Annotated in this window: 8 protein-coding genes and 2 pseudogenes; 5 read left to right on the top strand and 5 right to left on the bottom strand. The window is 68.2% G+C overall.

The features are described 5' to 3' along the window. The 3 genes and pseudogenes from NN4_RS43490 to NN4_RS43480 form a co-directional block, all read right to left on the bottom strand. Positions 1-620: pseudogene (locus tag NN4_RS43490) on the bottom strand (hypothetical protein); the annotation flags it as partial. A 377-nt stretch (positions 621-997) separates the two neighbouring features. After that, positions 998-3,601, bottom strand: coding sequence for a helix-turn-helix transcriptional regulator (locus NN4_RS43485; protein WP_147144018.1), 2,604 nt, complete (start codon positions 3,599-3,601; stop codon positions 998-1,000). Positions 3,602-3,691: 90 nt separating this feature from the next. Continuing rightward, the gene (locus NN4_RS43480) at positions 3,692-4,981 is read right to left on the bottom strand and encodes an adenylosuccinate synthase (protein WP_135233838.1); all 1,290 of its coding nucleotides are present in this window, start codon (positions 4,979-4,981) and stop codon (positions 3,692-3,694) included. 327 nt (positions 4,982-5,308) lie between these two features. Here NN4_RS43480 and NN4_RS43475 point away from each other — a divergent pair, with 327 nt between their 5' ends. From NN4_RS43475 to NN4_RS43460, 4 genes are all read left to right on the top strand, one after another. Then, positions 5,309-5,968 (top strand): hypothetical protein, encoded by a 660-nt coding sequence (locus NN4_RS43475; RefSeq protein WP_246181433.1) that lies wholly within the window; start codon positions 5,309-5,311, stop codon positions 5,966-5,968. Further along, on the top strand, positions 5,965-6,747 hold the full coding sequence (locus NN4_RS43470) for a site-2 protease family protein (protein WP_147144012.1): 783 nt from the start codon (positions 5,965-5,967) through the stop codon (positions 6,745-6,747). The genes NN4_RS43475 and NN4_RS43470 overlap by 4 nt, the downstream gene beginning before the upstream one ends. 304 nt (positions 6,748-7,051) lie before the next feature. Then, the gene (locus NN4_RS43465; RefSeq protein ID WP_147144009.1) at positions 7,052-7,918 is read left to right on the top strand and encodes a glycosyltransferase family 2 protein; all 867 of its coding nucleotides are present in this window, start codon (positions 7,052-7,054) and stop codon (positions 7,916-7,918) included. 269 nt (positions 7,919-8,187) lie between these two features. Then, positions 8,188-9,054, top strand: a complete 867-nt coding sequence (locus NN4_RS43460; protein ID WP_147144006.1) for a glycosyltransferase family 2 protein — start codon at positions 8,188-8,190, stop codon at positions 9,052-9,054. A gap of 276 nt (positions 9,055-9,330) precedes the next feature. Here the strand turns inward: NN4_RS43460 and NN4_RS43455 are convergent, their stop codons facing one another. Then, positions 9,331-10,434, bottom strand: a complete 1,104-nt coding sequence (locus NN4_RS43455) for an FUSC family protein (RefSeq protein WP_186818915.1) — start codon at positions 10,432-10,434, stop codon at positions 9,331-9,333. A gap of 117 nt (positions 10,435-10,551) precedes the next feature. Next, entirely contained in the window at positions 10,552-10,995 is a 444-nt protein-coding gene (locus tag NN4_RS43450; protein WP_135233843.1) for a DUF3151 domain-containing protein, read from the bottom strand. Between the two features lie 196 nt (positions 10,996-11,191). Here NN4_RS43450 and NN4_RS43445 point away from each other — a divergent pair. After that, positions 11,192-12,305: pseudogene (locus NN4_RS43445) on the top strand (hypothetical protein); the annotation flags it as partial.

Here is a 12,305-nt window from a genome sequence, read left to right as displayed (position 1 = left end):
ACACCGCCGACCACTGCGGCCGGGATGCCCGCGAGCGCGGCACCGCCCAGTGCGCCGCCGACCGCACCGGCCGCAGTCGCGGCGGCGATCTTGTCGGAGCGGGACGGGTTGATGCCGATGGAGCGGCCGCCGGTGGCGATGGCGGCCTCGACGCCGGCGGCGGTGCCGTTGACGCCGTCGAGGAGATCGTTGGGGACCTCGTCCGGGACCGGGCTGGTGAGATCACCGATGCGCAGGGTGCGCGGCGGTGGTGCGATGGGTGCGACGGGCTCGACCGGCTCCGGGGCGTGCAACTGCTGCGGCTGGATCGGCGGCGCCGGTTCCGGCGTGGGGACCGGGCGGGCGTTCTTGAGGCTCTGCCCCTCGGCAGGGTCGGGCTTCGGGCCGACGGCACCCTGCTGATTCGGGGTGGTGACGCCGGGCTGGCTGGGCGAACGCTCGGGCACGACCGGAGTACTCGGCGTGCTCGGAGTAGTCACGCCCGGCTGCGTGGACGAGCCGGGATCGGCGACCGCCGCACCCGCGCAGGCGACCGCGATGGCCAGCGGCAGGGCGCCGACGATCGGACGCAAGCTACGCCGGGTCGCCGGAGTGTTCAGTTCTCGATACCGACGAGCCACGTCGAAGCACCACCATCAGGTTGGGTCAGCCAGCACGTCCCCGCGTACTGCGCGCTCGCACCCTATCCGTAGCTGATCGGATGCTGTCAAGTCGGAACGCGGCAGCTATTACCGCAGGTGACGAGGCAGCGCTTCGCGAAATGTCCGATTTGCAGCAAATACTTTGAACGCTGAACTCAGCGCCAGCTACGACGCCGAATAGCTGACAAGTCACTACGTGCCGTCCGACTACCCACCAAATCAAACATTTGCGCGCTAACCGTCCCGCCCGGACTGCGCTCAGCCATCCGGCTTTCGCCGGTGGCACATGTATGCGGCAACGCCCGAACAGGCTCTCCATGGTCTGCCACGCACCCGCCACGTGCGCTGAGACCGGTTCAGTTGGCGGAAGATTCGCCGCGCATCAGCGCGCCGAGGGACTCGCGGTCGGTGACATCCATCTTGATGCAGGCGCGGTAGAGGTGGCCCTCCACGGTGCGGACCGACACGGTGAGGCGGTCGGCGATCTGCCGGTTGGACAGCCCCGCCGCAACAAGATTGGCGATCTCGCGTTCGCGGGCGGTGAGCGGCAGCGGCTGAGCGGCCTGCCGCAGCGCAGGCGTGCTGGCACCACCGCAGGCCGCGGCCAGTCGGTTGGCCGCGGCGGCGGATTCCAGCAGACGGCGGCGATCACCCGCGCGCTCGTGCGCCGAGGCCGCCTGGGCGGCCGCGTCGGCGGCGGAGAGCAGCACGCCGATCCGCTCGAATTCGGCTGCGGCGGCGTCCAATCCGGGTCCGTCGTGGGCGGCGAGGGCAACGGCATGCTTGGCCTGCACCTGCACCAGCCTGCCGTCCACCTTCGCCGCGAGGTCGGCGAGCCGCCCCGCCGCGGAGTGGTCACCGAAGCGGGCTGCGGCGTGCAGCGCCATGGCCTCGATCGCGTGCTGGTTCGAGCGGGCGGCCGCGTCGGCCGCGCTCATCGCAAGGCGGATGGCCGGGGTGACGGTGCCTTCCGCGGCGGCCTGCCAGGCGCGGGCGATTTCGAGCTGCGGTTCGTAGACGGCACTGTGCCTGCCGCCGCGCGCGGTCGCTTCGCCGATCGCCTCGGCCGCTTCGGCGGGCCGACCCAGCGCCGAATACGCCTCGGCGAGACGGATTCTCGCGGGAAACATCCACGCCGCCGCGCCTTCGGCGGCGAGTGCGGCCAGCGCCTGCTCGAGATTCTCGATGCCATCCGGGAAGCGCCCCTGCGCCACGTCGACGGTGCCCTGCAAGATCTTCGACATGCCCCAGGCCAAATACTGCCCCGGCGCGGAATAGCCGAAATATGCTGCGGCACAGAGCCTGGCGGCTTCGAGATTGCCGGTCAGGATCAGCGCCAGCACCTCGGCGTGCGTCGACATGAAACGGTTCAGCCCGTCGATGTCGCTCTCCACCTCGTGGCCACGGGCCGCGTATTGCAGGGCCGCCTCGCCCCGGCCCATCAGGGTCAGCGCGAGCCCGCCGCCGAAGGACGCCCACCAGATCGCCCACGGCGGTGCGCCTTTGACCGACATCACCTTCTCCGCCTCGGTGATCGCGGCGTCGATCCGGTTCTCGTTGACCGCGCAGGCGGACGCGAGCCCGTCGATGCTGGCCGCGAACTTCGGATGCGACACCTTGCTACGGACCAGCGTCAGCACCTCGTCGGCCCGATCGGCATCCCCCATGGCCCACAACAGATTCGCCACCCGGGTGGTACCCCAGCGCGCCACCTGCACCTCGGTGAGCTCGTCGGGATCGAAGGTGGCCAGCATGCGTTCGGCCTCGATGCGATGGCCCTGCCACAGCAGAGCGCGCGCGAGCAGGTCGGCGGCCTCGACACCACCGCGCCGCTCCACCGCCGCCCTGGCGAAGCGTTCGCCCAGCGGCAGATTCGCCAGCCCGATGGCATCGGCGGCGGCCGCCTCGAACAGCTCCAGATCGGCGGATTTGTCACTGTCCAAAGCCAATTCGGCGAGCCGGATGCGGTCAGCCGCCGAATTGATCGGCCGATCCTTGAGCGAGGAGTACAGCCGTCCGCGCAGCCTGCGGGCCGAGGCGATGCCGAGCCTGCGGCGGATCACCTCGCCGAACAGCGGATGGTTGTAGCGCACGGACAGCTGGTGTGAATTCTCGACAACCCGGATCACGCCACGGGTTTCGGCGGACTCCACCGCCTCCTCGCCGGCCAGTTCGGACAGCACGTCGAGGTCGATCGGCTCGCAGAAGGTGAGCAGTTCCAGCACGTGCAGCACGTCCTCGGGCAGCTGCTCGACCCGATCCTCCAGCAGCGCGGCCAGTTCGGAGGTGACCGCGGCGCGCCCGCGCAGCTGCCACACCCCGTTCACCTGACGGAGCGAGCCCGCCTCCAGCGCACCTTCGACCAAATGCCTTAGAAACAGCGCGTTTCCGCCGGAGGACTCCCACATCAGGTTGGCCGTGAAGCCTTCGAGCTGCCCGCCGAGCATCGACTCGACCAGGTCGACACTTTGCCGCTGGGTGAACGGGTTCAGGTCGATGCGCAGCAGGTGACCGTCTTTCCACAGCGAGGTCACCGCGTCGGGCACCTGCACCCCGCTGCGCACGGTGGCCACGATGTGCGCCGCCTTGTCGATGGCCAACTGCAAGAGCAGCGTCGCCGACAACTGATCGAGCAGATGCGCGTCGTCGACACCGATGATGGTGTGCCCGTCCGCGAGCAGCGCCTCACGCGCCGCGGACATGAACGTCACCGGGTCGTGCGCCGTATAAACGCCGACCATGTGCGCGAACACTCCGAGCGGGATGCTGCGCGCCGATTCGGTGCCCGCGACCCAACGGATATTGCCGCCGACGGCGGCCGTTGCCTGTCTGGCCAGTGTTGTCTTGCCGACACCGGCATCGCCCGTGAGGACCGCGCCGACATGTTCCGTGCCGGTGAGGGCCGCGCGGATCGCCTCGAACTCGGTCACACGCTCGATCATCGGCCAGTTCCGAGCCATGACTCTTACTGTAGTTCGCGACAGACCATGATCGTAGAGATCGAACGATGAACAGCGGCAATCATTCAGCCGGACTATAACTTTCCGGTCTCAGCCGAGCACGTCGTGCCGGACGATGGTCTGATCGCGACCCGGTCCGACGCCGATGCAGGAGATGCGCGCGCCGGACAGTTCCTCCAGCCGCAGCACGTACGCCTGGGCGTTGGCGGGCAGCTCCTCGAAGGTGCGGGCCTGGGAGATGTCCTCCCACCAGCCGGGCATCTCCTCGTAGATCGGCTTCGCGTGGTGGAACCCGGTCTGCGTGGTCGGCATCTGCTCGACGCGCTCACCGTCTACGTCGTAGGCAACGCAGATCGGCACGGTCTCCAGGCTGGACAGCACGTCCAGCTTGGTGAGGAAGTAGTCGGTGATGCCGTTGACCCGGGTGGCGTAACGGGCGATGACCGCGTCGAACCAGCCGCAGCGCCGGGCCCGGCCGGTGGTGACGCCGACCTCGCCGCCGGTCTTGGCCAGGTACGCGCCGAACTCGTCGAACAGCTCGGTCGGGAAGGGGCCGGAGCCGACGCGGGTGGTGTAGCACTTGAGGATGCCGAGCACCGCGGTGATCTTGTTGGGCCCGACGCCCGCGCCGACCGCCGCGCCACCCGAGGTCGGGTTGGACGACGTCACGTACGGGTAGGTGCCGTGGTCCACATCGAGCAGCGTGCCCTGCGAACCCTCGAGCAGCACGGTCTCGCCGTTCTCCAGGGCCACGTTCAGCTTCAGCCGGGTGTCGGCGATGCGGTGCTTGAAGCCCTCGGCCTGCGCCAGCACCTCGTCCACCACCTGCTGCGGGTCCAGCGCGCGACGGTTGTAGATCTTGACCAGCACCTGGTTCTTGAACTCCAGCGCGGCCTCGACCTTCTGGGTGAGGATCTTCTCGTCGAGCACATCGGCCACTCGCACCCCGACCCTGGCGACCTTGTCCTGGTAGCAGGGGCCGATGCCGCGACCGGTGGTGCCGATCTTGTTGTTGCCGAGGAAGCGTTCGGTGACCTTATCGATGGCCACGTGGTACGGCATGATCAGGTGCGCGTCCGCGGAGAGCAGCAGGCCCGAGGTGTCGACACCGCGCTCCTCCAGTCCGGCCAGTTCGTCGAGCAGCACACCGGGATCGACCACGACGCCGTTGCCGATGACGTTCGTCACGCCCGGGGTGAGAATGCCGGACGGGATGAGGTGCAGCGCGAAATTGTCACCGCTGGGCAGCACCACGGTGTGGCCGGCGTTGTTGCCACCCTGGTATCGGACCACCCATTGCACCCGGCCACCGAGTAGATCGGTCGCTTTGCCCTTACCCTCGTCGCCCCACTGGGCGCCGATCAGGACGATTGCCGGCATTGTCTTGTCTCCTACGGTTCGACGTGCAACACCCGGGAGCTGGCAGCCGGTCGAGCCGGCGGGGCGGGTAAACACCAGTGTTGCAGCTACCTGCCGTATCGAGGCGGTGGCCGGGAGCACAGTCTAGTAGACGCGTCGTCAGCGGCGTCGGACCGGATCTCGTCGTAGTGTGATTGGCGGCGTCGAGCTCACGCCGCAGGCGCGACAACCATGTGGCCGGAGCCCGGCAGGGCTATGGTTGCAGCCGTCGGAACCGGGCTGGGGTCGGCGGAAGTGGCGAAGGGTCCGACGGCGTGTCGGCTCGAACCGAGGAGGGTGTACGGCAGTTTGAGTACCCACGTTCTCCGTTGCGACGGCGCACCGGTACCTATCGCCCTCGCGGCGCTGCCGAGCAGTTCGACGGCCGCCATCCCCGACACCACCGAGATCGACGAGCTGCTTCCCGTGCTCGCGGCCGACAGCCTGCCGCGCCTCATCGTGCTCGGTGACGACGCCGCGCTCGCCACCGTGCTGACCCACCTGATGCGCACCGAACGGCTGCACGTAGAGATCGGCTATGTGCCGGTCGACAAGACCTACGGCTCCCGCGCCTATCAGACCGGCACCGGTAATGCCGCCGCCAAGCGGGCCATCGATGGCCGGGCCACCGAGGTGCCGCTGATCCGGGACGACACCGGGCAGGTGCTGATCGGGCGGGCCAAGATCACCGGTGTCGACGCGGCGAAGCTGGAGGGCGAGGCCTACGTGGACGACGTACAACTGTTCTCCGGCAAGGTCACCGCGATGCTGGTGTCGCCGATGCTGCACCAGCCCGGCGTGCGGGCCACCACGCAGCGGGGCATGCGCAAGCGCCGCTGGATCGAGGGGCGCGCCGCCCAGCTCGGCACGCCGGGCGCGGTGGTGACGCGCGACGGTGTCCGCAGCGACCGTACGGTGCCCCGGTCGAGTTTCTATCGGCATCACGAGCCCTGGTTGCTGGTCCGATGAGCTCACCTTTCGCCGCCGACCGGCGTTCGCGCGCAGTGCGGCCGAGCCCGATCTTTCTGCTCGTCGTCGTCATCACCATCGTCGGCGGCGCACTGGCCTGGGATGCCGAGGTGGACTCCACCCGGGCCAAGGTCGGCGTGTTCGTGCTCGTGGTGTTCGGCTGGATCATCACGCTGTGCCTGCACGAATTCGCGCACGCGTTCATGGCTTGGCGCGCGGGTGACCACGAAGTCGAGTTGCGTGGGTACCTCACGCTGAATCCATTGAAGTACAGCCATCCATTGCTGTCGATCGTGCTGCCGATCGTGTTCATCGCATTGGGCGGCATAGGTTTACCGGGCGGCGCGGTGTACGTACACACGCACAACTTCTCGCCGCGCACGCAGCGGATCATCAGCGGCGCGGGCCCCGCGGTGAACGCACTCTGCGCGGTGCTGCTGTTGGTGATCGTGCAGCTGTTCGGCAGCGCCGCAGCCCATCCCGCGTTCTGGTTCGGCCTGAGCTTCCTGGCGTTCTTGCAGATCACCGCGACCCTGCTGAACCTGATCCCGCTGCCGGGACTCGACGGCTACGGGATACTCGAGCCCTCGCTCAGCTACCAGACCAGGCGTTCACTCGATCAGTTCAAACCGTTCGGCATGCTGATCTTGTTCGCGTTGCTGTTCACGCCCGCCATCAATCAGGTCTTCTTCGACGCGGTGTACGCGTTGTTCGAAGTGTCTGGGGTGCCGTCGAATTGGTCGCGCTTCGGTAGTTATCTGACGCGCTTCTGGACCTAGCCACTGGGGGCTGAACGCGCTGCGGGGATCGATTCGAGCGAGTAGGGTCCGAACTCGATGATCACTATGGGGGGAATGGGGTATTCACACGTACGAGATCGGTAGTAACCACGATCGTCGTGCAATCACTTGGCACACCACGCGATAGTGGCCGGACTGCCGTCTTCGGACCGGCGTCACCGTCGATGACCGGGTCCGGCCGAGCCGCCACCGCGCGCTGACGCGCGCGCCCGCAGCAGTGAAAACCGGCCGCAGCGTCGGGGTTTTCGGCTGCCCATGAGCGAAATGTGGGAGCAGGACCACTATGACGAACACATCGACAGCGACGGTTTTGTCCGTCGTGATACCCGCACTGAACGAAGCGAAGTGCATCGAGCGCACGCTGGACCGACTGGTCGCCCAGGACGCGATCGACGAGATAATCGTCGTCGACAACGGCAGTCAGGACGACACCCGCCAGATCGTGCGCGACTACGCGGTCGACCACCCGGAGGTCGCCCTCATCGAGGAACCGACCCGCGGCATCCCCGCCGCCCGCAACGCCGGATTCGACCGGGCCCGAGGTGATTTCCTCGCCCGCACCGACGCGGACACCTTGGTCGCGCCGAACTGGGGCGAGGTCATCCGGCACAACCTGACCGAGCATCCGGACACCGCGGCGGTCACCGGCATCACCACCTATCACGACTCGCCCATCGGCTTCTTCTTGAAATTCGGCCTGTACCTGCAGGATCGGCGCGGCAAGCTGGGCGGGCCGGTGGGCAACATGCACGGCCCGAACATGGCCATCCGCCGGTCCGCGTGGCGCACGGTACGGGCCGAGACCACGACGAGGCCGGACGTCGCCGAGGATTTGGATCTGGCGTTGTGCCTGACCAAACGCGGACTGCGCATCGACCAGCTGACGGACATGCGGGTCGAAACCTCGTCCCGCCGCCGCAGGACCGGGCCGCGCGACTGGTGGCGCTTCCAATTGACGGGGCTGCGCACCATCACCGAACAGGGTTACCAGGTGCGGCCGTTTCACCGGGCCGTCATCGTCGGCGCCTGGCTGACGCACACCGTGCAGTGGCCGATCTACCGATTCTGGGACTTCGACCGGCGCCGCTTCACGCTGCGTCCGGCGCCGGCCCGGGTCTCGGCGGTCGGCGAAACGGCAAGCGCCACCTGAGGATTTGGTGCCCCCAAGGCTTGGGGATTCTGTCTGTGCGCCAACGCAACTAGGGTGAACCAGTGATCATCGCCGGTCGGCCCAGCCGGTAATCAGCAGGCTTCCCGGTCCTGGTCGCACCGACCGTTCGGCGAACTCGCGGCACCGTTGCCGATCGAGTCCCCCTGTGTTTTCACCAATTACCACCTTGACGAGAGCGGCTGTCCCGGGCAGATAACAGACCGTTCTGTAGGAACTTCACCCGACCCAGAACTGGAGCAGTACCACCAATGAGCAGCCCCGATTCGGCGACGACCTTATCGATCGTCATCCCGGTCCTCAACGAGGCGGCGTGCATCACGCAAACCCTCGACCGCCTCGTCACCCAGGACGCGATCGACGAGGTCGTCGTGGTCGACAACGGCAGCGACGACGGCACCCGCGAACTCGTCAGCGCCTACGCGCTCGAACACCCCAAAGTCGAACTCGTCGAGGAACCCCAGCGCGGGGTGGCGCGGGCCCGCAACACCGGATTCGACAAGGCGCGTGGGGATTTCATCGGCCGGACCGACGCCGACTGCCTCGTCGCGCCCGATTGGGGCACGGTCATCCGGCAGCACCTGACCGACCACCCCGACGTCGCCGCGCTCACCGGCATCACCACCTACTACGACTCGCCGGTCGGCTTCTTGCTGAAATTCGGCTATTACCTGCAGGATCGGCGCGGCAAGCTGGGCGGCCGGGTCGGCAACATGCACGGCCCGAACATGGCGATCCGCCGCACCGCCTGGCTGGACGTGCGCGAGGACACCGTCGTGCGGCCGGACGTGATCGACGACCTCGACCTGGCGCTGTGCCTGAGCAAGCGCGGCCTGCCGATCGATCAGCTGAAGCACATGCAGGTCGAGACGTCGGCCCGGCGCAGGCGCACCAGTCCGCGCCGCTGGTGGCAGTTCCAGCTGAGCGGCCTGCGCACCATCACCAACCAGGGCTACCAGGTCCTGCCGTTCCATCGCGTCGTCATCGTCGGCGCCTGGCTGGCGCACACCGTGCAGTGGCCGATCTACCGGCTGTGGGACTTCGACCGGCGACGCTTCTCGCTGCGGCCGGGCCAGGCCAGAATGTTCCCGCTCAGCAAGGAAGAAAGCGGCAACTGACGAACACAGAGCCGCCCGGCCGGACGTCGGACCAGGCGACTCTGCTCCTCGCAACGGGCGTGCTGCCCCAACCCGCACGGCCACCACACCATATGGCCGGTGGGGCAGTTCGCTCGTGTGCGAAGTGGTCGACCGCGACACCCCTCGTTCGATCGCGGTCACTTGTTCAAGTTATGGGGTCCGGGCCGCCGGAACACGAGTAGCGGACTACCCAAAGATCAGCGAGGACGCCACGCACAGCGCCGGGTGAGCACCCAGATCCGCTGAGTAGTCGGGTCATTCCTCAGGGGTCACGAACGGTTTGGGCACCGTCGGCGGCAGCAGTGCGATCGCGGAGATGCGCTTCATGCCGCACACCTGCATCAGGTCCACCACGATCGAGCGCACCTGGGCGAACACCACGTGGGCCGAAAGCCCGGCGCCCTCAACGAGTTCCGGCCGCGCCTCCTTGGCGACGGTGCGCAGCACCCTGGCCGCCTCGGCCTGGTCGGGCTGCTCGCCGGGATCGGCCAGCATCATCCGGCGCACCACATCGATTGCCTGGCCGAGCCGTTCGACCTCGTCGATCAGGCGGGGGTCGAGTATCTCGTCGTCCTGGACCAGGGTGAGCGAACGGCGCAGCAGCACCCTGGTGTTGCGCACCGCGTTGTCGAGCGGGTCGGCGGTGGCCTTGATGCGTTCGAGGCGGGCGCGAGAGTTCCAGTACAGCGGGGAGATTCGGCTGATCTCCTTGCCGCCTTCGAGCGTGGCCCGCAAGGTATCCAGTTGCGGTTGCGTCGCCCGGACCGCCGCGAGCGCGGAACGCACCTTGTCCGGATCCTGTTCGAGCAGGCCGTCGGCGCCCTCGGTGAGCGACTTGCTCATCACCGCAAGGATTTCCGCCGCCTGCTCGCGGGCACGCCGTACCGGGTGCAGTGGAATCGACGCCACCACAACGACTCCCACCAAACCGCCGACCAGCGCGTCGATCATCCGGGAGAAACCGCCGCCCGCCGAGGGCGGCAGCAGCGTCGCGACCAACACGGCCGAACCGGCCGCCTGCATGGTGATGATGGAGCCGCCGTCGAGGAACACCGCCGCGGCCATGGCGACGGCGACCACCAGCGCGATCTGCCACACGCCGGTACCCGCGTTGGTGATGAACAGGTCACCGATGCCGATGCCGACCGCGACGCCGACCACCAGTTCCACCGAACGCCGCAGCCGGGCGCCGAAGGAGATGCCGATCGACACCACGGCCGCGGTGGGCGCGAAGAACGGCTGCGCGTGCCCGACGAGGTCACGCGCGATGAACCAGGCCAGTGCCGCGCCGAGGGCGCACTGCAGAATCGGCAACGCGGACAGGCGCAGGCGCGCCCACGACGCGCGCAGCCGATCCATGCTGCTCGCCTTGGCGACGCCGACGCGAGAGCTGGGATTGATACTGAGGTCGAGCCCACCCGCCACCCGACCGCCACCCCTCATCGAATCGCTTCGCGATCCTGCAATCATTACGACTCAGTCGAGACCGAGCTCGGACGCAGCACGCGGATCGCAGTCTTCCAACAGATCCAGGCAGCGTGCATACTCTTCCGTCTCCCCGATCACCTTCGCCGCGCGGGCCAGCGCACCGACGCTGCGCAGGAACCCGCGGTTCGGCTCATGGCTCCACGGCACCGGGCCGAAGCCCTTCCAGCCGTTGCGCCGCAGCAGATCGAGACCGCGGTGGTAGCCGGTACGGGCGAACGCGTACGCCGCGAGTATGTCGTGATTGATCGGCTCATCCTGGGCTTCGCCGCTGGTCAGCGCGGCCTCGGCCAGGTAGGCCCAGGCGATCGAGGCCGCCGGATGATCCGCGGCGACCCGGAACGGATCGGCCTTGTCGAGCAACGCTTCTTCCGCGTCGGAGATTTCGGGCAGGAGTACCGGCTGGGGGCCGAGCAGATCACCGAACGAGGTCATGGGCTTCATTGTGCACCGATGCCCCGATTCCCTGCGCATGCGCTCCGTCGGCAACCCGAACTCGCTCGAACCGCACCCCTTCGGCGTACCTCGGCATTCGCCGCGGCCATGCGCGGTCTCGAGACGGACTACCTCGGGCCTTGCCCGTTAAGCTGGCCGTCGAGTTCAACTGTTCCGCCTGACCGAGGGGTAGTGCGTGTCCGACCCGAACGACGACAAGAACCCGGCAAGCGCCGACCCGGCAACCCCGGCCGCAGCCGACGCACGCCCGGCAGACACCACGGTCCGCCACCCGATCGCCGGCCGCCCGGCGGAACCCTCGCCCGCAGCAGCCACGCGCCCCATTCCCACCGCGGGTGCGGAGAGTAAGGACGCCACGGATACTTCGGCTTCTACTGACTCCCCCGCCGCAGATTCGGCCGAGCCGGGCTCGCCCGATGCCGAGAACTCCGGTAAATCCAGCAGCGCGTCGACGGCTGCGGATGCCACCCGAAATACGGGTTCCAGCACGTCAGGCGGCTCGAACGCTGGTGCAAAGTCCGGCGATGCCGCAGCGGCAACCGCTGCCGAGCCGGGGAACGGCGCGAAGCCCGTATCTGCCGACTCGACGGCAGGCAAGGCCACCCCCGACCGGACGGCAGGGCAGAAGTCGGGCGCGACCGAGCCCGGGGCCATCCCGAAAATCAACACCCCTGCCCAGCCCGCGAAGTCGGCCGGCACGGCCCCGTCGAACAGCCCCGCGCCGGGTAAAGCAGCATCGGCCGCGGGTAGCGCCACCAATGCCGAGGCGAAGACCGAAGCAATCGCGCGCAACGACAAGCCCGACTCCGCGACACCTCCGGCCGAAGTACCTGCCGAGCAGGGCTCGAAAACCGCGGCGGTGCAAGAAGACAAGCCTGCTTCCGGCGACGTGGTCACCGACATCGCCCAGAGTGGTGCCGCTCCGAAGGCGTCGCCCGCGGCCGAAACCGAAGTGATCAAACGGGGCAGCCAGACCGCGGTCGGCTCCGCGACCGGCACGAACCGGCCGCCCGCAACCGGCACGCCCCCGCAATCAGCATCGACGGCGCAATCGAGCGCGAAACCCGCAGCCGCGCAACAGGCCAGCTCCGCGTCCGGCGGTGCCGCACCGGCCACACCCGATGCCGACCGATCCGGCGCGCCGGCGACACAACCTGGCGCGACCGCCCAACCCGGCGCTCCCGCAGTACAACCCGGCGCGACCGCCGCACAACCCGGCGACAAGGCGGCACATCCTGGTGCGCCCGCCACACAACCCGGCGCGACCGCCACACAACCCGGCGCAACGG

The sequence above is a fragment of the Nocardia ninae NBRC 108245 genome (genome assembly GCF_007990755.1).
Classification (GTDB): Bacteria; Actinomycetota; Actinomycetes; order Mycobacteriales; family Mycobacteriaceae; genus Nocardia; species Nocardia ninae.
Note: the sequence above shows the minus strand (reverse complement) of the source record. Positions and strands in the feature narration are given on the sequence as shown.

Bases quoted from the DNA above. Each gene is read 5' to 3' on its own strand.
- NN4_RS43485 (WP_147144018.1), bottom strand. From the start codon at position 3,601: ATGGCTCGGAACTGGCCGATGATCGAGCGTGTGACCGAGTTCGAGGCG.
- NN4_RS43480 (WP_135233838.1), bottom strand. From the start codon at position 4,981: ATGCCGGCAATCGTCCTGATCGGCGCCCAGTGGGGCGACGAGGGTAAG.
- NN4_RS43470 (WP_147144012.1), top strand. From the start codon at position 5,965: ATGAGCTCACCTTTCGCCGCCGACCGGCGTTCGCGCGCAGTGCGGCCG.
- NN4_RS43465 (WP_147144009.1), top strand. From the start codon at position 7,052: ATGACGAACACATCGACAGCGACGGTTTTGTCCGTCGTGATACCCGCA.
- NN4_RS43460 (WP_147144006.1), top strand. From the start codon at position 8,188: ATGAGCAGCCCCGATTCGGCGACGACCTTATCGATCGTCATCCCGGTC.
- NN4_RS43455 (WP_186818915.1), bottom strand. From the start codon at position 10,434: ATGGATCGGCTGCGCGCGTCGTGGGCGCGCCTGCGCCTGTCCGCGTTG.
- NN4_RS43450 (WP_135233843.1), bottom strand. From the start codon at position 10,995: ATGACCTCGTTCGGTGATCTGCTCGGCCCCCAGCCGGTACTCCTGCCC.